The following is an 18930-nucleotide window of genomic DNA, read 5'->3' on the forward strand; positions in this document are numbered from 1 at the left end:
GTTCCGGTGGGAGTGATCCACCAAAGTGGTGATGAAACTCGTTTTCTCTTGTGGCCGGGTCGGGCGGGCCGGTAGCTCTGAGGGGTACCGCTGACCATGGAGGTTGTCTTGTCCTTGGACGTATCGCCCGCGCTGCTGGAAAAGGCCGAACGCGGGGAGGTCTCCGACGCCGAGTTCGTGGCCTGCGTGCGGGAATCGCTGCCGTACGCGTGGGAGGTCATCACCGGAGTGATCGCGGAAGCAGACACCGCCGCGGACGGATTCGCGGACAACGAAACCCCGCCGCCGGACGAGACCGCCCGCGGTCAGCTGCTGCGAGCACTGGCCTCAGACGCCATCCGGGGCGGGCTGGAGCGGCATTTCGGGGTGAAGCTGGCGTTCCAGAACTGCCACCGGGTAGCCGTGTTCCGCGAGACGGACGGGGATCGGTACCGGGCGTTCGTTTCGCCTCGGGGGCAGTTGCTGAACCAGAGCCCGGAGCTGCGGGACTGCTAACCGAGCACGGCTCGGGGGTTTGCCCGGTGCTTCGGCAAACCCCCCGAGCTGGGCCCGCGTTTTGACGACCGCGTCCCAGGCGTGACGGGCCGAACCTGCGATCTAGAGATTAGAAGGCTCAAGCCCCCCGCAGTGCGGGCAACACCTCGGCACCGATCCGCGCGATGTTTGTCATCGTGCCTTCCTCCGTGCCCGACGCTTCCACGAACATGATCACGTGCGACACCCCAGTACGCGCAAAACTCGTCCGCAAAGTCTCGACGCAATGCTCAACCGACCCCACCGGATGGATCGCGCACAGTTTTTCCGTGTACTCCCAAGGATCCCGCCCCGGACCAGGCCGATCGTCCACTGGCACATGGGCAGCCAAGCCATCCGCCAGCCATCCCGGCAAAGCGCGGCGCACAACGGCGGAAGCATCGTCGCCGACCTGGCACAGCACCGTCGACACGTGGGCCGCGGGAGCACCGTAAGCGGCGACAGTGGCCGCCTTCTCCGTGTCATCCGCGTGCAAGCCCAGCAACAACGGCAGCTCACGTTTCGCAGCCAGCCGGACTGCGGAGGAAGTCGGGCCGCCGCAGGCCACCACGACTTGTGGGGCGCGCTGCGGAATAGGGCGCAGCGGTACCTCGCGGAAGGAGAAATGCGCGCCCCGGGCCGAGACTCGGCCGCCAGTGGCGGTCAGCAACAGGTCCAGCGACTCGGCGAAACCCGTTTCGTAGCGCGGCAATCCGGTCCCGAATACCTCCAGGTCCTGCCACGGCCCACCTCGGCCGACGCCTAATCGCAGGCGGCCGTCAGAAACCGCGTCCAGCATGGACCACTGTTCGGCCAACGCCACCGGATGCGTCGTGGACAGCACGCTTACCGCCGTGCCCACACTGATTCGCGACGTCTGGCCGAGCACGTGCGCGGCCAGCGTGATGGCTGACGGGCACACGCCATACGGCATGAAGTGGTGCTCGGCCAGCCACACGTCGTCGAAACCGGCGACCTCGGCCGCGCGAGCCGCGTGGACGGTGCGGCGCAGTACGGCGGCGTCGTCCTGGCCCGGGAAGCAGCCCGAGACCAGGAAGACCCCGAACCTCAGTTGCTCACCGACACGTTGTTGAACCACAGCAGCGGGTCCAGCCACGGGAACACCACGAACATCAGCAGCGCCACGATTCCGAGCACCAGCACGAGCGCGATCACGAACTTCACCGCGAACGGTCCGGGCAGATGCCGCCAGAGCCAGCCGTACATCAGGACGCGACTCCGATCTTCTTCAGCAACGTCGTGTAATCCGGCACCTGCGTCTTCGGCACCTGGCGGGTCAGCACCGAGGTGATGATCAGCCGTTCCTTCGCCGAGAACTGCGGGTGACACGTGGTGAGCGTGAGCAGCGAAGCCTGCTGCGCCTTCGGCAGCGCCCCGGCCGGCTTGTACGGCACCGGGTTCACCGCGTCGCCCTGGCTCGGCTGGACGACCTTGCGGCCGAACGTCTCGTCGTACGGTCCGCCGCCGGGGATGCTCGAGTTGCGCAGCGTCGACACGCCCTTGCACTCCGGCTGCGCGCCCTTGCCGCTGCTCCAGCCCTTGACCTCGTCGTCGTACGGCAGCACCTGGTAGATGAAGAAATCGGTGTGCGTTTCGATCACGATCTGGTCGCAGGAACTCAGGTTGTCCAGGTCGTTGAACGGCGCGCCCTTGCCGACGCGGTGCCCGGCGACGCCGAAGTTGCCCGGTTCGCCCGGCAGCGCGGTGCCCTTGTAGTGGCCGGGGCCGATCGCCAGCGAATCCTCGCCGGTGCCTTCCTGGATGGTGAAGTTCCAGTCCGCGCCGAACGACGGGATGTGGATGCGCGCGAACGCCTTGCCGTCGATCAGCTCCGGGTGCAGCGTGCGGTCCTTCGCCCAGTCGCCGTCGAGCTGGTCGCTCGCGGTGTGCTGTTTCTCGGCGGAGAACAGGTCGGTGACCCACACCTCGTACACCATGAACAGCAGCACGACCACGCCGAGCGTGATGAAGATTTCGCCCGCGGTGCGGATCGCGAGCCCGCCCTTGCCCAGCGGCGGCGGGGTCTTTTTCGCCTTCTTGTCGTCCTTGTCCTCCACCGCGACCGCGGAGAACACCTCGGTCGGCTGCTCGGCGAACTCCGGGCCGGTCATCCGCCGCCGGGACGGGTCCGGGGCCGCGGCGCCGACTCGGCGCGGCATCTGACGGCCTTCTTCCGGCTGGCGGCGAGGACGTCCGCCTGGGTCGCCGGGACGTCGTTGCGGACCGCCTTCGGCGCGGAACTCCGCGGTACGGCGGGGTCCGGGATCGCGCGGACCGCCGAAATCACCGCCGCGGGGGTCACCCTCGCGGGGCCTGCCTTCGCCCGGCCGGCCCTGCACGGGCCGGTTTTCGCCGCCGTCCCGGCGCGGTCCGCCCCGGTCGATCGGCGTGCGCTGTTCGGGTGATCTGCCGCTGGGGTTCCCGGCCACTCTTCGCCGCGGCGGGGTCTCCCCTGGCTGCCTTCTCGGCGGCGGCGGCTGGCGGCGGACCGGGCGGTCAGGTCCCGTGCCGGGGCGGCGGTCGTCCTCGCCCGGCCAATCTTGCGGCGTCACGCAAGCTCCTCCCGCGCCCGGCCGGAGGCCTCCTCGGCACTCCAGGTGGCGCTATTGTCACAGTCTGAGAAACCCGACCGCTCCCGCCCGGTGCTGCGGAGCCGTCCTTTACGTTAACGTGTGCACGTGGCGCTGGTTGCGCACCCCGACAGCGGGACCTCGTCCAGGATGCCGCCACCAGGAATGCCCGAGAGCACGCGAGGAAACGATGCCGAAGTCGAAGGTCCGCAAGAAGACCGCGTACACCCCGCCTGTCGACCGCCGCACCCCGGTGAAGGTCCAGGCCGCGGGACCGTCGAACCTGTTCTACAAGATCGTCATGTTCGGCCTCATGCTCCTCGGGCTGGTGTGGCTGGTCGTGAACTACATCGCCGGCGACAAAGTTTCGTTCCTCAGCGAGCTCGGAAACTGGAATTTCGCCATCGGATTCGCCGCGATGATCGCCGGCCTGCTGATGACGATGCGGTGGCGCTGACCATCCGCCGGATCAGCTTTGCTCCGGTCGGCCGATTGACACCGAATCACACCGGTGTGACTCATCCCCAGTGTGGATAACCCCTGTGGATAACCACCCGACCTCCTGGGCCCCGCGCCGAAACCTCGTGGTAGTGGCGTGGGGCCTGACCGCATTGCTGCTGGTCGGAACCGTCGCGGACGCGTTCTTCGGCGACGGCAAGGGCGCGGTGCTCACCGGCCTCGCGACCCTGGCCGTCGGCGCGTTCGCGGGCCATTGGACGCTCGTGCGGCCGCGCCTGTCCGCCGACGAGCACGGTCTTCAGGCCCGCACGCTCTCCGGCACGCACCGGCTCCCGTGGACCGGCACGACGGTCCGGCTGCGCAGCACCCGCCGCCTCGGCCGCGACGGCGTGACGCTCGAACTGGAGCGCGACGAGCAGTTGTTCATCTTCGGGCAGACCGACCTCGGCGAGGATCCTCGCGACGTGCTGGACGTGCTTACCGAACTGCGGGCCCGCTCAGCGGGATAGCTCGCACGAGTACCGGTACTCCCCCTGAACCAGCCGGGGAGAGCAATCCAGCGACGGGTAGTCCGTGGCTCGCCAGCTGATCAGCCCGGCGAGCGCGATCGCGATGACGGCCGTGCCGATCGCCTGCCACCGGACCAGGTTGCGGGCGGGAGCGTAGAGAATGGCGGCTGTCACCAGTGCCCCGGTAACGAGGCCGCCAGCGTGGGCCCAGATCGAAATGCCGGGGATCGTGAAGGTGATGTAGGCGTTGATCACCAGGTTGATGAGCAGCGCGGTCGGGTTGAGCCGCAGTTTGAGCGTGATGACCGCGTAGGCGCCGAGAAGCCCGAAGATCGCGCCGGAGGCGCCTACCGTCGGCCTGCCATCCCCGAAAAGCAGCACCGCGGCGGAGGCTCCGAGCATCGACACGAAGTAGAGCGCCAGGTACCGGACCTTGCCGAAGACCTGCTCCAGCGCACGGCCGATCATCCACAGCGAGAACGCGTTCGCCGCGATGTGGATGGGTCCGTAATGCAGGAAGCCCGAGGTGAAAATCCGCCACCACTCGCCCGCGCCGAGCGTGAGCACGGGCTCCAGAGAAAACCACGCGTGGGTGAGGGACAGATTGTTGTTGAACAGGCTCTTCGCCTGGACGACGGTGATCAGGAAGACCACCACGTTCACCGCGATCAGAGTCGCCGTGACGGTGTAAGAGTTCGACAGCCGGGCCCCGGCGATCGTGCGGGAGCCCATTCCGGCGTCGCGGTACTGCCGGTGCTGCTGTTTCTGCTGTTGCGCGCCGGACTGGACGCAGTCCGTGCACTGGAACCCCACCGGGGCTTCGCGCAGGCAGTCCGGGCAGGCCGGACGTCCGCAGCGGGCACAGCTGAGGCCGGTCGGGCGGTTCGGATGCCACCAGCAACCGGGAAGAGAGGGCGCGGACGGGTTCGGCGGTTGGCTCACGATGACTCCAACCTACCGAAACCCCATCCCTGCCTGCGGCGCGTCAGTCTTCGACGGTGATCTTCTCGATGACCACATCGGACAGCGGGCGGTCCGCCGGTCCGGTCGCGGTCGTCGCGATGGCGTCGACGACGTTGCGGGATTCCTGGTCCGCGACCTCGCCGAAGATCGTGTGCCGGAAGTTCAGGTGCGAGGTCGGCGCGACGGTGATGAAGAACTGCGAGCCGTTGGTGCCCGGCCCGGCGTTCGCCATGGCCAGCAGGTACGGCTTGGAGAACTGCAGCTCGGGGTGGAACTCGTCGCCGAACTTGTAGCCGGGGCCGCCGCGGCCGGTGCCCGTCGGGTCACCGCCCTGGATCATGAAGCCGTCGATGACGCGGTGGAAGATCGAGCCGTCGTAGAACGGACCGGAGTTGCCGCCCTTCGCGTTCGGCTGGGTGTACTCCTTGGAGCCGGTGGCCAGCCCCACGAAGTTCGCCACGGTCTTCGGCGCGTGGTCGGGCAGCAGGTTCACGTGGATGTCACCCTGGTTGGTGTGCAGGGTGGCCTTGCGGGCGCTTTCAGTCACGCCGCCATCGTGCCACCCCTTCGCACAAATGGGGGGTTCAGGGGGCGTCCCCGGCCCGTCGCGCTGGACACCGGCCCAGGAAGAAGGCACTTTCCCGAGGTTTCCGCGAGGCCCGCAGCGGGAAGCCGCAGCGGTGTCGGCGGAAAAAGGGCAGGATAGATGTCAAGCAACAGATCTGTTTCACAACGATTGATGAGGTGAAGACCATGACCCGGGCCGTGGAATCGGTCGGTGAGTCGGCCAAGTCCGGCTCGGCGGACCTGCGGAAGCTGGTCGTCGAGGCGGGCAAGGCGGGCGCGAAGGCCGCCGAGGCCGGCGCGGAGGAGCTGGGGAAGCGGAGCCGCCGCGCCCGGCGCAAGCTGGCGAAGAAGACGGAGCTGACCCGCAAGGAGCTGAAGAAGAGCTCCGCCGCGGCGCGCAAGGAAGCGCTCGCCCGCATCGCCGAGATGAAGAAGCCGGGCCGCAAGGCCAAGAAGGCCGCGATCAAGGCCGCCGCGTCGGCGGGCGAGTCGAAGCGCCGCGGCAAGAAGGACTTCAAGGCGGCGAAGAAGGAGTTCCGCGCCGCTCTGGAGGAGGCGAAGAGCGCGGCCAAGGGCACCCGCAAGCGTCGTCGCTGGCCGTGGATCCTCGGTCTCGGCGCGGTCGCGGTCGGCACCGCCGTCGCGCTGAAGTCGCGGCAGCAGGAGCCGCCGGTCGCCCCGGCGCCGCCGAAGGCCACCCCGCCTGCTCCCCCGGCTCCGCCCGCGAAGCCGGCCGCCGAGGCCAAGGACGCGAAGGACGCCAAGCCGGGCGAGCCGAAGACGAACGGCAAGGCGCCGAGCCCGTCGGCTGCCGAGAAGAAGAACTGAACGCGCGAAAAGGGCCCCGGGAAGTGCGTCCCGGGGCCCTTTTTCGTGTTGTCGCTCAGTCGGTTCAGACCGCGGCGGCGTGCTTGTCGATCAGCTGGCCGAGACGCGGCAGCGCCTCCTCGACGTTCTTCTTGCCGTTCGGGCGCAGCTTCGAGTAGACCTTCTTGATGCTGTCGCGGCTGCTGCGCTCGGCGCGGCTGTCGGTGACCCCGAGCAGCGCGTCCGACGCCTCGTCCGAACGGCTGGTCAGGTAGGCGCCGAAGTCGTTGCCGCCCTGGGCGCGGTAGTCGCCGTAGAACGGCTCGAGCGCACCGGCGAAGTCGTCCAGCAGGCTGTCGACCGCGGACGGGATGATGCCCGGCTTGATCTTCTTGACGGCGGCGAAGCCGGTCTTCACGACCGCGCCCGAAACCCCGCCCTTGTCGGCGACCTCGGCGTCCACGAGCTCCGCGAAGTCGGCGACCACGGTGGGGCGACGGCTCGAGTCAAGCAGGATTTCCTTGAGGGTGTCAGCCACGAATCTGTCCTTGTCGTCGAAAAGGGGTAACCAAAGTATTCGGTGCCGGACGGGCACCCGCCGCGCGAGTGTTGGGGGAACCGCGCGTGCTGCTTAGAGTAATACAAGATCAACTTCACTCACCCGTGCGGAGCCCGTTACTCAGAGCTTCAGGGCAGCGATAGCCTTTTTCGCCACTGTGCGTGCTTTGATGCTCTGCTTCTGGTTGCTCGTCACGATGACGGCGGCCTCGCCCTTGGCGACGGCGTAGACCACTCCGTCCCCGGCCGGCTGGTAGCCGCCCTTCCACCCCGCGGGCTCCGAAGCCGGGTTCGACGTGTCGACCGGCGCGGCCTTGTTGACCAGCGCGGTCGCGACGTCGCTCTTGCCCACGTACACCCGCACGGTCAGCTGGAGGCTGCCGTCCGGACGGTAGAAAAAGCACGTCGGATGCGGCTCGTCGTCGGACACGCTCACCTTGGTGACGTGCTGACCGTTCGCGTCCTGCACTGTCTCGTTGGACAGGTACGGACACTCCGCGGTGCGCGCGGGCTGCGGATCCGGCGGCAGCGCCGCGGAGGCCGAAGCGGAACTCGCCGGCGCCGAAGACGGAGTCTCCTTCGCCGGGCTCGACGGGTTGCAGCCGGCGAGCAGGACCAGGGCTGGGGCGAGAACGAGAAGTCGGCGCATGGCGGGCACAGTCAACCATGCCCGGTGAAGTCCGCGCGAAGGCGGCGCGTGCGACGATGACGTCGGATTCCGCTCAGCCCGGGGAGGTCGCGGACGTGCTCACGCCCGAGCAGTACCTGCAGGTGGTCGCCGAACGCGTGGTGCGCAGCGGCGGCAGGCTCAACACCGTCCAGATCGGACCGGTGACGTGCGCGGTCGGCCTGTTCGCCGAGTCGATCATGCTGTCCACGATGAACTATTGCGTGGTCGCCGGGGCCTATCCGGAGATCGACGCGGCGACGCTGCAGCAGTTCACCGGCATGGCGACGCAGCACGCCCGCGCCAACGTGCAGGGCACGATCGGCTGGACCGCCGCGTCGGTGGTGATCTGCGGGCTCGTCGGCCGCGTGCACCCGGACGCCGCGCAGCTGGCGAGCGCGAAGACGAGCAACCAGTTCGGCGGCGAAACCCGGATGGTCGCGGTGGATCCGCAGGCGGGCGCGACCTACGCGTTCACCGGCGGGAAGCTCTGGGGCGCGGCGATGCACGGCGCGATCAGGGCCAAGCTGACGTTCTGTTTCCCGCAGCCGGGCGAGGCTCTCCAGCAGGTGCAATGGCAGCAGCAACAGGCCGCCTACGGTCAGCCCCCGCAACCGGGTCCCGGCGGATTCCCGGGGCAGATCCCGTCCGGGCCGATGCCGCAGACCGGTCCCCCGCCCGCCGCCGGACCGGCCGGGCCGCAGCCGCCGCACTACCCGCCGCCGGGGCAACCGCCGTACGGTCGGTGACATGGTTTCGTTGCGCGGCTGGCAGTCGTTTCCCGAACAGCTCCCGGAATTCGACCCGGACCACACCCCGGAAACGCCCGAGGAGCTGTTCCTCGCCTGGCTGACCGAGGCGGGCGAGCACGTGCTGGCCCCGCACGCCGTCACTCTGTCCACAGTGGACGCCGACGGGGCTCCGGACGCTCGCGTAGTGATCCTGAAGAACGTCGACGCGGACGGCTGGGCGGTCGCGACGAGTTCGGAAAGCCCGAAGGGCCAGCAGCTGGCGGCGAATCCGCGCGCGGCGCTGACGTTCTTCTGGCCTGGCCGCGGACGCCAGGTCCGGGTGCGCGGCTTGGTGGTGCCGGCCGCGCCCGAGGTGTCCGCCGACGACTTCCTCGCTCGGCCGCCCGCGTCGCGGGCCGAGGCGTACGTCGGGCATCAGTCGGAGGTGCTTTCCGATCCGGCGAAGCTCGTCGAAGCGGCCGCGGCGGCTGCGGATTGGGTAGCGGAGAACCCGGATGTGGCACCGGAAACGTGGACGCGCTACCTGATCCAGCCGGAATCGGTGGAGTTCTGGCAGGCCTCGCACGACCGGCAGCACCTCCGGGTCCGCTACCGCCGCGAACCCGCGGGCTGGGTCCGCGAACGCCTCTGGCCCTAGAGCCGCGAGTTGGCGCGCAGCTTGGCGATCGCGCCGACGGTGGCGTAACCGCGCCATTCCAGCGCGGCCGCCGGGGAGAAGCTGGCGAAGTCGACCGTCCAGCCGCCGTCGGGCTGCTGGCCCTGTTCCAACCGGGTCAGATCCGCTTCGACCGCCTCCGCGGTGAACAGCCGCCGGGACGGGCCGGGCACCGGGCTGAAGTCCAGCGGACGCAGCACCTCGCCTTCGGAACCGCCCTGCACCGGGACGATTCCGCTCTCCGGCAAGAACTTCCCCAGCTTCGTCAGGAGTTCATCGGCTTCCGGATACCTGCCGTGCACGGCGTCGAGCAGGTGGATCGCGAAGCTCAACTCGATGACGTGCGGCATCTCCTCGAGCTCCCGGATCGCCCGCAGGCACGTCTCGGTCGCCCGCGCGAGCCACGGATGCGCCGCGACCGACGGGTCGTGTTCGGCGACCCGCCACGCCGCGGACGTGACGAACGCGGTGCTCTGCAAGGAGAACACCGTCGGATCGGCTCCGGTCCAAAAGGGAGCGCACGCGGCCGGGTCCGCGACCGGGAACGCGAACGGCAGCCCGCCGTCGGTGAACGACACCGATTCCAGCCAGTCGCACAACTGCACCGCGTGCGGCGTAGTCGCCGGGGCGATGTCGGCGAACACCTCGAACGCGTGCAGCGCGCCGCCCGGCTGGCTTTCCGGCGCGCGCAGGTCCGGTTCCAGGCCCCAGCCGTACCCGCCGTCCGGATTCCGGTAGGCGGCGACCGCCGCGAGCACCTCCTCGGCCCGTCCGTTTCCGTTCAGCAGCTCGAACCGCCGCTGGTCCAGCACCCTGCCGTGCCCGGCGAGGAACGGGGCGACGGCCTCCAAGTTCACAGTCACCCGGAAACCGTCGCACGAGTCCGGCGCGAGGGTCTTGAACGAATCGGCCACCAGCCCGAAAGAGCGGATTGCTGGGGCTCGGGCGATCGCCGTGGCACGATTCGGAAGTGACCAGCAAACCGGACGACGCGCAGCGATTGGCCGATCTCGCACGGTTGCGCCGGGTGCGCGACCGGATCGACCGCGAGTACGCGCGTCCCCTGGACGTCGAGGCGCTCGCGCGGAGCGTCAACGTGTCCGCCGGGCACCTGAGCCGGCAGTTCCGCGCCGCTTACGGAGAGTCGCCGTATTCGTATCTGATGACCCGCCGCATCGAGCGCGCGATGGCGTTGCTCCGGCGCGGCGACCTGAGCGTCACCGAGGTGTGTTTCGAGGTCGGGTTCTCGTCGCTGGGGACGTTCAGCACGCGCTTCACCGAGCTGGTCGGAAAGCCGCCGAGCGTGTACCGCCAGGAGGAGACCGGGGCGACCGAGGGCATGGCGCCGTGCGTCGCCAAACAGGTCACGCGACCGATCAGGAATCGAGAAGCACCCCGTTCGGCGCGAACCTAGTGTGATCGGCATGGACATGACGATTCACGCGAGCTTCCTCCCGCACACCGATCCGGAAGCGACGCTGACCTTCTACCGCGACGTCCTCGGCTTCGAGGTGCGCAACAACGTCAAATACGGCGACATGGCCTGGATTACCGTCGGCCCGCCCGGACAGCCGGACACCTCGCTCGTGCTGCAGCCGGTCGCCGCGTTCCCCGGCCTCACCGACGACGAACGCCGGATGATCACCGAAATGATGGCCAAGGGCACCTACGCCGCGCTGAACCTGGCCACGAAGGACGTCGACGCGACCTTCAACCGGTTGCAGGCCAGCGACGCCGAGGTCGTGCAGGAGCCCACCGACCAGCCCTACGGCGTCCGGGACTGCTCGTTCCGCGACCCGGCCGGGAACCTCATCCGCATCCAGCAAGCGAGCTGAAGCAGTCCGAGCCGGACCGCCGGGAAAGAAACTGGGAGAGAGATGACCAAGGCCAAGGGGAAGACCACGCCGGGGCACGCCGCGGACAGCCATGACCTGATCCGCGTGCAGGGCGCCCGCGTGAACAACCTCAAGGACGTCAGCGTCGAACTCCCGAAGCGCCGGCTGACGGTGTTCACCGGGGTGTCCGGCTCGGGCAAGAGCTCGCTGGTGTTCAGCACGATCGCGGCCGAATCGCAGCGGCTGATCAACGAGACCTACAGCAGTTTCGTGCAGGGTTTCATGCCGACGCTGGCCCGTCCCGAGGTCGACGTGCTCGACGGGCTGACCACCGCGATCATCGTCGACCAGCAGCGGATGGGGGCCGATCCGCGCTCGACGGTCGGCACCGCCACCGACGCCAACGCGATGCTGCGGATCCTGTTCAGCAGGCTCGGCACCCCGCACATCGGGTCGTCGCAGGCGTTCTCGTTCAACGTCGCCTCGATCAGCGGCGCGGGCGCGGTCACCGTGCGGCGCGCCGGTAAGGAGATCAAGGAGCGGCGCAGCTTCAGCGTCACCGGCGGCATGTGCCCGCGCTGCGAGGGCCGCGGTTCGATCAACGACATCGACCTCTCCCAGCTGTACGACGACTCGAAGTCGCTCGCCGAGGGCGCGCTGACCATCCCCGGCTACACCCCGGGCGGCTGGAACTACCGGCTCTACACCGGGTCCGGCCTGGTCGACCCGGACAAGCCGATCCGCAAGTACACGAAGCGCGAACTGCAGGACTTCCTGTACAAGGAACCGACGCGGATGAAGATCGAAGGCATCAACATGACCTACGAGGGTCTGGTGCTGCGGATCCAGAAGTCGTATCTGTCCAAGGACGTCGAGGCGATGCAGCCGCACATCCGCGCGTTCGTGGACCGCGCGGTCACCTTCGCGACGTGCCCGGAATGCGACGGGACGCGGCTGAGCGAGCTGGCGCGGTCGTCCAAGATCGACGGGATGAGCATCGCCGACGTATGCGCGATGCAGATCAGCGACCTCGCCGACTGGGTCGGGAAGCTGTCCGACCCGTCGGTCGCGCCGCTGCTGAAATCGCTGCACGAGACGCTCGAATCGTTCGTGGAGATCGGTCTCGGCTACCTGTCGCTGGACCGGCCGGCGGGCACGTTGTCCGGCGGCGAGGCACAGCGGGTGAAGATGGTCCGGCACCTCGGCTCGTCGCTCACCGACGTCACGTATGTCTTCGACGAGCCCACCATCGGCCTGCACCCGCACGACATCCAGCGGATGAACGACCTGCTGCTCCGCTTGCGGGACAAGGGAAACACCGTCCTCGTGGTGGAGCACAAGCCGGAGGCGATCGCGATCGCCGACCACGTGGTCGACCTCGGCCCGGGCGCGGGCACGAACGGCGGCACGGTGTGTTTCGAGGGCACTGTGGACGGTCTGCGCGCGAGCAAGACGTTGACCGGCAAGCATTTGGACGACCGTGCCTCGCTCAAGCCGTCGGTGCGGGAGCGCACGGGCGTGCTGGAAATCCGCGGCGCGAACACGCATAACCTGCAGGACGTGGACGTCGACATCCCGCTCGGCGTCCTGTGTGTGATCACCGGCGTGGCCGGATCGGGTAAGAGCTCGCTGATCCACGGGTCCATTCGAGAATCCGACGACGTCGTGTCGGTGGACCAGGCCCCGATCCGCGGTTCGCGGCGGAGCAACCCGGCGACCTACACCGGGCTGCTCGAACCGATCCGCAAGGCCTTCGCCAAGGCCAACAACGTGAAGCCCGCGCTGTTCAGCGCCAACTCCGAAGGCGCGTGCCCGAACTGCAACGGCAACGGCGTCATCTACACCGACCTCGGGATGATGGCCGGGGTGGCCACCACCTGCGAGGTCTGCGAGGGCAAGCGGTTCGACGCCTCAGTGCTGGAGTACCGCTTCGGCGGACGGGACATCAGCGAGGTGCTCGCGATGTCGGTCGCCCAGGCCACCGCGTTCTTCGCCGACGGCGACGCGAAAACCCCCGCCGCGCACCGGATTCTCGAGCGGATGGAACAGGTCGGACTCGGCTACCTGACCCTCGGCCAGCCGCTGACCACGCTGTCCGGCGGCGAGCGGCAGCGGCTGAAGCTGGCCACGCACATGGGATCGAACGGCGGCGTGTACATCCTCGACGAGCCGACCACCGGCCTGCACCTCGCCGACGTGGAACAGCTGCTCGGGCTGCTGGACCACCTGGTCGAATCGGGCAAGTCGGTGATCGTCATCGAGCACCACCAGGCCGTGATGGCGCACGCCGACTGGATCATCGACCTCGGCCCCGGCGCCGGGCACGACGGCGGCCAGGTGGTCTTCGAGGGGACGCCCGCCGAGCTGGTGAAGAAGAAGCGGACGCTGACCGGGAAGCACCTGGCCGCCTACGTGGGCTAGTCGAGCGGCGGCCGCCGGTCAGCCCAGGGCAGCGCCTGTTCCAGGGTGCGGGAGACCTGCAGCAGCAGGTCTTCCCGCCAGGGCGCGGCGACCAGCTGGACGCCGACCGGCAGGCCGCTGGCCTCGTCGTGGTGCAGCGGGAGGGAGATCGCGGGCTGGCCGGTCACGTTGAACAGCGACGTGAACACGCCCATCGGGTACGCGGCCACCACCGGATTTCCGCTCGCTCGCCACGCGCCGACCTTCGGCGGGAGGCACGCCATGGTCGGCGTGACCAGCAGATCGAAGCTGCCGACGAAGGCTTCGACAATGCGGCGGGAGAACACCTGGGTCTGGTGCACGCTCTCCGCGTAAGTCCAGGAATCGACCGACTTCGCGGCTTCGCGCTGTGCCCGGTTGTGCGGCTCGATGCGGTCCGGGTCGATTACCGGGACGCCTGCGCTGGCGACGTTCCAGACCTTCAGGAATGTCGCCAGCAGTTCCTCGGACGTCGGCAGCGGAAGTGGCTTGTCGACAACCTGGTGTCCGGCTTCCTCCAGCGCGCGAAGGGTTTTGTCGACCGCGGTCAGGCAGGCCGGGTCGACCTCGATGCCGTCGATCAGCGAGGTGGTGAGGACACCGATCCGCAGGCGAGTCGGGGGTTCGGTGTTCAGCGCGTCGGCGAGCGACTGGGTGGGCGTCGGCTGCGACCACCACGCGCCCGGGTCGTGCCTCGTGAGGACGTCCAACACGGCCGCGGTGTCGGCAAGCGTCCGGCTGACGACGCCGCTGGTCGCGAAGCCCTCGACCTCCACCACGGCGTTCGTGACCAGGCCGCGGGTCGGCTTCAACCCGACGAGACCGGTGCACGACGCCGGGATGCGGATCGACCCGCCGCCGTCCTCCGCGTGCGCGACCGGGGCCATTCCGGCGATGACGGCGACCCCCGCGCCGCTCGACGAACCGCCGGGCGTGCGGTCCGGGTCCCACGGGTTGCGCGAGATGCCCTGCGCCTCGCTCTCGGTGAAGGGCACCGCGCCGAATTCCGACGTCGTGGTCTTGCCGAGCGGGAGGAAACCCGCGTCGGTGAACCGCTGCACGATCGGGTCCGACTTGGGCTGCGGGGAACGGTCGGTGGCCAGCGAGCCGTAAGTGGTCGGCCAGCCGGCGACGTTTACGAGGTCCTTGATCGGCAGCGGAACCCCGTGGAACGGCGGCAGTTCTTCCGGCGCGCACCGCACCACAGCGTCGGCGGCGGCTTTCGCCGCGGTACGGACCTCGTCGTCGGCGCGGAAGCAGAAGGCGTTGAACTTCGGATCCAGCTCGGCGATGCGGTCCAGGTAGCAATCAGCGACCTCGACCGGGCTCACCTCCTTCGCGCGGATGGCGGCGGCGACTTCGACGGCGGAGCTGAACGGATTGGTCATCACGGATCCCCTTTCCGGTACCCGTTCAGCCTGGTCGGGGCGGTGGTGGCCGGTCTTGGAGAAATGTCGCGCGGGCGAATTTACGTACGATGGCGGCATGCGACCAGCCGAGTGGGCTCGCGACGGACCAGCGGTGTGGGGCATCGCCGTGCCGTCCCGGCCGCTCCGGCTGCCCGGGGTGCGGATGGCCGGATTCGTCGGTGACACCGTCGACCAGGTGGACCTGACAGTGGTCCCGTACCCGGCCGTCACGCTGTTCCTCAACCTGCGCGAGAAGCTGCTCGTCAACGACGTGGCACGCGGCAGCGTCGTCGCCGGACTCGTGCCGCACGGCATGCGCGTGCGCGGCCAGGGCATCGAATGCGTGCAGATCCGGCTGTCGCCCGAGGTCGCACACGCGGTGCTCGGGACGGAGTTGAGCGGCGAGGTCGTGTCCCTCGAGGACGTCTGGCCCACCGAACTGCCGGGCCGACTGCGCGCGCTCGACTCCTGGAACGACCGGTTCGCCCTGGTCGAAGCCGCTTTGGGCAAGCGGTACGAGGCCGGTCGCACGGTCGATCCGGAAGTCGCCTTCGCCTGGCGGCGGATGGACGCGCACCACGGTCAGGTGCGGATCGAGCAGCTGGCCGACGAGACCAGATGGAGCCGGAAACGCCTGTGGTCCCGGTTCCGGAGCCAGCTCGGGCTCAGCCCGAAACGCGCCGCGCAACTGGTCCGGTTCGACCACGCGGTGCACCGGCTCGCCGCGGGCGAAAGTCCCGCTTTGGTGGCGGCGGAGAGCGGCTACGTCGACCAGTCGCACCTGCACCACGAGGTCAAAGCCTTCGCCGGGATCACCCCCTCCGCCGCCGCGAACGCGCCGTGGCTCGCGGTCGACGAGGTCGCCTGGTCTCGCCCCCACTGCGCGAACGGGTGATCGCACCGGCATGATCGCGGAGTGACTTCCATCCGGCCCCCCGCTGTCGCGCTGCGCCGGTGGCTAGACGACGCCGGCACCCGTCGTCCGGCGGTGTTCCTGCTGGTCCTCGCCTCGGTGGCGGTGGCAGTGACGATTCTGTGGCTCGTCTGCACGATGTGGCCGCTCGACCTGGAGATCTACCGGTCCGGCGCGCGGGCGCTGGCCCAGGGCGAGGACGTCTACGGTCCGCTCCCGCCGACCCGCGCCGGGCTGATCCTGCCGTTCATCTACCCGCCGTTCGCGGCCGTCGTGTTCCTGGTGTTCGCCGCGATGCCGTTGCCGCTGGGCGCGATGCTGATGCTCGCCGTCTCGCTGGCGTGCTTGTGCGGGACGGTCTACGTCGTGGTCCGGCCGCATGCCGGGCGGCGAACCGCGATGCTGGCCGCGCTCGTGATCGGGGCTGGTTCACTGGCGTTCGAACCGGTCCGCGAGACGTTGTGGTTCGGGCAGATCAACCTCCTGCTGATGGCTCTCGTGGTGATCGACTGCCTCGGCCCCCGGACCCGGCTGCCCCGCGGCGTCCTGCTGGGCCTCGCCGCCGCCATGAAGATCACGCCGGCCGGATTCCTGCTGTTCTTCCTGGTGAAAAGGGACTTCCGGGCGGCACTGACCACGGTGGTCACCTTCGTGCTCGCCGGCGCGGCCGGGTTCGTGATCGCGCCGGAAGCGTCGATGAAGTACTGGTTCGGCGGCGGATTGACCGGCGCGTCCGGGATGAGCGGATCGATTTTCGCGACAAACCAGACCATCCAGGGCGCGGTGCACCGGTTCGGGCTCGCCGAAACGCCGACGCTGATCCTGGTCGCGGTGCTGACCCTGGCCGCGCTCGCGCTGACCGTTCCCGCGATGCTGCGCGCCGACCCGTCGATGGCGTTCCTGCTCAACGCCGCGGCGATTCTGGTGTGTTCGCCGATTTCGTGGTCGCACCACTGGGTGTGGATCGTGCCCGCGATCGTGCTGTTCGCCGCTCGCGCGCACACCCGGACCGCGGTCGCCGGTTTGGCTGCCGTGGCGGCGATTTTCGTGATCGCCCCGCATTCGTGGCTGCCGAAGAACGGGTACCTGGAGCTGTCCTGGGGACCGGTCGAGCACGTCATCGGCAACAGCTACTTGCTGCTGGCGCTGGGTTTTCTGGGCTGGCAGTGCTACTCGACGCGCCGTCAGACCGCCGCGGTCTGAGTCAGCAACGGCTCCGGCAACGGGTCCGCGTGGAGTACGTGCAAGGTGCTGACCGCCCGGGTGAGCGCGACGTACAACCGTTGCAGCCCACGCTCTTCCGCCGCCACGATGCGCGCCGGTTCGACCACCAGGACCGTGTCGTACTCCAGCCCCTTCGCCAAACTCACCGGTGCCAGCGTGATCCGGGCTGTCCCGTCGGTACCCAGCACCACGTGGTCCAGCCCGCGCTCGGTGAGGACGCGGTGCAATTCGGGGATATCCGCGTCCGCGGCCAGCAGTCCGATCGACCCTTCCTCCTGTAAAGCTGTCGCGCAAGCGTCGACCGCAGCGGCGACCGTCTCGTCGGTTTCGGTCAGGTGCAAGGCATCCGCGGAATGCCGGAACGACGTGGGACTCCGCAGCTCCGGCGCGATGTGCGGGAGCAGCCGGGCAGCGAAGTCGAGGACATCCGCCGGAACGCGGTAGCCGTGCGTGAGTTCTTCGATCCGCCCGCCCGGCCGGTCTAGATGGGTCAGCACGGTCGTCCAATCGCGGACCGCGGACGGACTGGTCGCCTGCGCGACGTCGCCGAGAACCGTGCACGCACCAGCCAGTCTGCGTGCGATCGCCCGCAGATGCATCGGGCTGAGGTCCTGCGCCTCGTCGACCACGACGTGCCCGAGCTTCGCCGGCCGCTCGATCAGCGCCGCGACCTCGTCCAGCAACGCGAGATCGAGCGTCGACCAGGTCATCGCCTTGCGACTGCGCGGACGCGGACGGATGAGCGCTTCCTGTTCCTCAGCAGTGAGAATTCCGTCGGCTGCTTCGGCGAGAAGTGCGTTATCGGTAAGCAAGTCATAGACCAGCCGCGCGGGCTCGACGGCAGGCCACATGTCGCGGACCGCCTTGTTGATCGCGGCATTGCGGCGAAGCTGATGGAGGGTCGCGCTCGTGCCGCCGGACCGCTCCATCTCGCGCAGGACCCGATGCGCGAGCCGCTGGGCCAGCAATTCGCGCCCCGCGCTGTAATCCGCGCCGCGGCTGAGGATTTCCGTGAGTTCCTCGGCGATGTCCTCGGGATACAACCGCCAGGTCCGGTGCTGGTACTTCACCTCGAGCGTCCGGTCGACCGGCCGGATCCGCGCCCACACGTGCCGCCGGACGACCTCCGCCATCCGGACGTCGCCCTTGATGCGCGCCGTCCGCGGATCGTCGACGTAGTCCGCTGGCTGGCCCGCCCCGGTCAGTTCGTCAATCGTGGCTTGGGAAACCGCCACCTCGCCGAGCGCCGGAAGCACGCCCGCGATGTAAGCGAGAAACGACCGGTTCGGCCCGATCACCGCGACCCCGCCTGCCTTCTGCAGCCGCACCCGCTCGGTGTAGAGCAGGTACGCCAGCCGATGCAGCCCCACCGCGGTTTTGCCGGTGCCCGGTGCGCCCTGGATGCAGATCGTCCGGTCGACCGGCGCGCGAACGAGCCGCATCTGGTCCGGCTGGATCGTCGCGACGATGTCGCGCATCGGCCCCTGCCGAGGCCGCTCGATCTCCGCGGTGAGCAGCCGATTCTCTGACGAGCCTGGCCGATCGAGCGGCTCGTCCTCGTACGCGCTGAGCACTCCGGCCTGGTCGAATCCGTAGCGCCGCCGGACCCGCACGCCCATCGGATGATCGTGATCGGCTTCGTAAAACGCCCTCGCGAGCGGCGCCCGCCAATCGATCACCAGAGGTTCGCCGTCGTCGTCACGAATCCCTCTGCGGCCCAGGTAAACGAGGTCATGCTCGGGCGATCGGGTGTGCGACCCGCGCGCCGCCTCGTAGACCTCGCCCGGCGGATAGTCGAGGCGGCCGAAGAAGAGCGGCGCGTCGTCGATATCCGCTAGCTCCTCGGCGATCTCGATGCGAAACTGCCTGAGGACGTGGTTGAAGTACTTGTCGTCGACCGCGTCGCCCTCGCCCATTCCCGTCGCGATCGCGGTCTTGATCTCCGCCCGCATGCGGTCCAGCTCGGCGTGACAGGCCTGGAGAAACTCGCGCTCTACCCGGATCTCTGGTTCCAGTATCTTCACTGGGTTAAATATACAACCGAGTCAAGTTTTTATCCTGGTTCGAGT

21 protein-coding genes are annotated in these 18930 nt (G+C 68.8%); 11 read left to right on the top strand and 10 right to left on the bottom strand.

The features are described 5' to 3' along the window. Positions 1–108 precede the first annotated feature (108 nt). The gene (locus FKO37_RS03160; protein ID WP_037809185.1) at positions 109–495 is read left to right on the top strand and encodes an SCO5389 family protein; all 387 of its coding nucleotides are present in this window, start codon (positions 109–111) and stop codon (positions 493–495) included. Between the two features lie 118 nt (positions 496–613). Here FKO37_RS03160 and FKO37_RS03165 read toward each other — a convergent pair whose 3' ends face one another. The 3 genes from FKO37_RS03165 to FKO37_RS03175 are packed head-to-tail and all read right to left on the bottom strand — an operon-like array spanning position 614 to position 2693. Next, positions 614–1612, bottom strand: a complete 999-nt coding sequence (locus tag FKO37_RS03165; protein WP_238603686.1) for an LLM class flavin-dependent oxidoreductase — start codon at positions 1610–1612, stop codon at positions 614–616. Continuing rightward, positions 1582–1740 (bottom strand): hypothetical protein, encoded by a 159-nt coding sequence (locus tag FKO37_RS03170; RefSeq protein ID WP_162836037.1) that lies wholly within the window; start codon positions 1738–1740, stop codon positions 1582–1584. The genes FKO37_RS03165 and FKO37_RS03170 overlap by 31 nt, the downstream gene beginning before the upstream one ends. Next, positions 1740–2693 (bottom strand): class E sortase, encoded by a 954-nt coding sequence (locus FKO37_RS03175; RefSeq protein WP_200864287.1) that lies wholly within the window; start codon positions 2691–2693, stop codon positions 1740–1742. The genes FKO37_RS03170 and FKO37_RS03175 overlap by 1 nt, the downstream gene beginning before the upstream one ends. Positions 2694–3294: 601 nt before the next feature. Here FKO37_RS03175 and crgA point away from each other — a divergent pair. Together crgA and FKO37_RS03185 are read left to right on the top strand one after the other, a co-directional pair. Then, complete coding sequence (gene crgA, locus FKO37_RS03180; protein WP_037809181.1) at positions 3295–3561, top strand: cell division protein CrgA; 267 nt, start codon at positions 3295–3297, stop codon at positions 3559–3561. 133 nt (positions 3562–3694) lie between these two features. After that, positions 3695–4072 carry a PH domain-containing protein gene (locus FKO37_RS03185; RefSeq protein WP_238603687.1) on the top strand — a complete coding sequence of 126 codons (378 nt, stop codon included), beginning with the start codon at positions 3695–3697 and terminating at the stop codon, positions 4070–4072. On the opposite strand, the gene FKO37_RS03190 is transcribed toward FKO37_RS03185, so the two are convergent. Together FKO37_RS03190 and FKO37_RS03195 are read right to left on the bottom strand one after the other, a co-directional pair. Continuing rightward, positions 4061–5014, bottom strand: coding sequence for a rhomboid family intramembrane serine protease (locus tag FKO37_RS03190; protein WP_238603688.1), 954 nt, complete (start codon positions 5012–5014; stop codon positions 4061–4063). The genes FKO37_RS03185 and FKO37_RS03190 overlap by 12 nt on opposite strands. Positions 5015–5057: 43 nt before the next feature. Further along, the gene (locus FKO37_RS03195; RefSeq protein WP_009085526.1) at positions 5058–5582 is read right to left on the bottom strand and encodes a peptidylprolyl isomerase; all 525 of its coding nucleotides are present in this window, start codon (positions 5580–5582) and stop codon (positions 5058–5060) included. Between the two features lie 206 nt (positions 5583–5788). Between FKO37_RS03195 and FKO37_RS03200 the strand changes: the two genes are divergently transcribed. Then, positions 5789–6430 carry a hypothetical protein gene (locus tag FKO37_RS03200; RefSeq protein ID WP_238603689.1) on the top strand — a complete coding sequence of 214 codons (642 nt, stop codon included), beginning with the start codon at positions 5789–5791 and terminating at the stop codon, positions 6428–6430. 64 nt (positions 6431–6494) lie between these two features. On the opposite strand, the gene FKO37_RS03205 is transcribed toward FKO37_RS03200, so the two are convergent. Together FKO37_RS03205 and FKO37_RS03210 are read right to left on the bottom strand one after the other, a co-directional pair. Beyond that, on the bottom strand, positions 6495–6947 hold the full coding sequence (locus tag FKO37_RS03205; protein ID WP_238603690.1) for a hypothetical protein: 453 nt from the start codon (positions 6945–6947) through the stop codon (positions 6495–6497). Between the two features lie 141 nt (positions 6948–7088). Then, positions 7089–7616: a DUF2020 domain-containing protein gene (locus FKO37_RS03210; protein ID WP_199817341.1), complete on the bottom strand. Its 528-nt coding sequence runs from the start codon at positions 7614–7616 to the stop codon at positions 7089–7091. Between the two features lie 95 nt (positions 7617–7711). Between FKO37_RS03210 and FKO37_RS03215 the strand changes: the two genes are divergently transcribed. Both FKO37_RS03215 and FKO37_RS03220 read left to right on the top strand, forming a co-directional pair. Then, the gene (locus FKO37_RS03215) at positions 7712–8383 is read left to right on the top strand and encodes a hypothetical protein (RefSeq protein WP_037809458.1); all 672 of its coding nucleotides are present in this window, start codon (positions 7712–7714) and stop codon (positions 8381–8383) included. Position 8384: 1 nt separating this feature from the next. Then, the gene (locus FKO37_RS03220) at positions 8385–9023 is read left to right on the top strand and encodes a pyridoxal 5'-phosphate synthase (protein WP_037809175.1); all 639 of its coding nucleotides are present in this window, start codon (positions 8385–8387) and stop codon (positions 9021–9023) included. Here FKO37_RS03220 and FKO37_RS03225 read toward each other — a convergent pair. After that, positions 9020–9904 (bottom strand): hypothetical protein, encoded by an 885-nt coding sequence (locus tag FKO37_RS03225; protein WP_167754017.1) that lies wholly within the window; start codon positions 9902–9904, stop codon positions 9020–9022. The genes FKO37_RS03220 and FKO37_RS03225 overlap by 4 nt on opposite strands. A gap of 107 nt (positions 9905–10011) precedes the next feature. On the opposite strand from FKO37_RS03225, the gene FKO37_RS03230 reads away from it, so the two are divergent. Genes FKO37_RS03230 through FKO37_RS03240 form a run of 3 tightly spaced genes read left to right on the top strand, consistent with a single transcriptional unit; the run spans position 10012 to position 13297 of the window. Next, positions 10012–10455, top strand: a complete 444-nt coding sequence (locus FKO37_RS03230; RefSeq protein WP_009085513.1) for a helix-turn-helix transcriptional regulator — start codon at positions 10012–10014, stop codon at positions 10453–10455. A gap of 10 nt (positions 10456–10465) precedes the next feature. Then, positions 10466–10876, top strand: coding sequence for a VOC family protein (locus tag FKO37_RS03235; RefSeq protein WP_037809456.1), 411 nt, complete (start codon positions 10466–10468; stop codon positions 10874–10876). Positions 10877–10918: 42 nt separating this feature from the next. After that, the gene (locus FKO37_RS03240) at positions 10919–13297 is read left to right on the top strand and encodes an excinuclease ABC subunit UvrA (RefSeq protein WP_238603691.1); all 2379 of its coding nucleotides are present in this window, start codon (positions 10919–10921) and stop codon (positions 13295–13297) included. Here the strand turns inward: FKO37_RS03240 and FKO37_RS03245 are convergent. Then, entirely contained in the window at positions 13294–14703 is a 1410-nt protein-coding gene (locus tag FKO37_RS03245) for an amidase (RefSeq protein WP_238603692.1), read from the bottom strand. The two genes, FKO37_RS03240 and FKO37_RS03245, sit on opposite strands and share 4 nt — an antisense overlap. Positions 14704–14800: 97 nt before the next feature. Between FKO37_RS03245 and FKO37_RS03250 the strand changes: the two genes are divergently transcribed. Next, on the top strand, positions 14801–15619 hold the full coding sequence (locus tag FKO37_RS03250; RefSeq protein ID WP_238603693.1) for an AraC family transcriptional regulator: 819 nt from the start codon (positions 14801–14803) through the stop codon (positions 15617–15619). 21 nt (positions 15620–15640) lie between these two features. Then, entirely contained in the window at positions 15641–16840 is a 1200-nt protein-coding gene (locus FKO37_RS03255) for a glycosyltransferase 87 family protein (RefSeq protein ID WP_238603694.1), read from the top strand. Here FKO37_RS03255 and FKO37_RS03260 read toward each other — a convergent pair. Further along, positions 16822–18885 (bottom strand): AAA family ATPase, encoded by a 2064-nt coding sequence (locus tag FKO37_RS03260; protein WP_238603695.1) that lies wholly within the window; start codon positions 18883–18885, stop codon positions 16822–16824. The two genes, FKO37_RS03255 and FKO37_RS03260, sit on opposite strands and share 19 nt — an antisense overlap. Between the last annotated feature and the right edge of the window lie 45 nt (positions 18886–18930).

The sequence above is a fragment of the Amycolatopsis sp. Poz14 genome, from assembly GCF_006704225.1.
GTDB classification, from domain to species: Bacteria; Actinomycetota; Actinomycetes; order Mycobacteriales; family Pseudonocardiaceae; genus Amycolatopsis; species Amycolatopsis nivea.

What these genes read in the sequence shown, in the direction of transcription:
- FKO37_RS03170 (WP_162836037.1), bottom strand. Translation starts at nt 1,740, where the DNA reads ATGTACGGCTGGCTCTGGCGGCATCTGCCCGGACCGTTCGCGGTGAAG.
- FKO37_RS03175 (WP_200864287.1), bottom strand. Translation starts at nt 2,693, where the DNA reads ATGCCGCGCCGAGTCGGCGCCGCGGCCCCGGACCCGTCCCGGCGGCGG.
- crgA (WP_037809181.1), top strand. Translation starts at nt 3,295, where the DNA reads ATGCCGAAGTCGAAGGTCCGCAAGAAGACCGCGTACACCCCGCCTGTC.
- FKO37_RS03200 (WP_238603689.1), top strand. Translation starts at nt 5,789, where the DNA reads ATGACCCGGGCCGTGGAATCGGTCGGTGAGTCGGCCAAGTCCGGCTCG.
- FKO37_RS03210 (WP_199817341.1), bottom strand. Translation starts at nt 7,616, where the DNA reads ATGCGCCGACTTCTCGTTCTCGCCCCAGCCCTGGTCCTGCTCGCCGGC.
- FKO37_RS03220 (WP_037809175.1), top strand. Translation starts at nt 8,385, where the DNA reads ATGGTTTCGTTGCGCGGCTGGCAGTCGTTTCCCGAACAGCTCCCGGAA.
- FKO37_RS03235 (WP_037809456.1), top strand. Translation starts at nt 10,466, where the DNA reads ATGGACATGACGATTCACGCGAGCTTCCTCCCGCACACCGATCCGGAA.
- FKO37_RS03240 (WP_238603691.1), top strand. Translation starts at nt 10,919, where the DNA reads ATGACCAAGGCCAAGGGGAAGACCACGCCGGGGCACGCCGCGGACAGC.
- FKO37_RS03245 (WP_238603692.1), bottom strand. Translation starts at nt 14,703, where the DNA reads ATGACCAATCCGTTCAGCTCCGCCGTCGAAGTCGCCGCCGCCATCCGC.
- FKO37_RS03250 (WP_238603693.1), top strand. Translation starts at nt 14,801, where the DNA reads ATGCGACCAGCCGAGTGGGCTCGCGACGGACCAGCGGTGTGGGGCATC.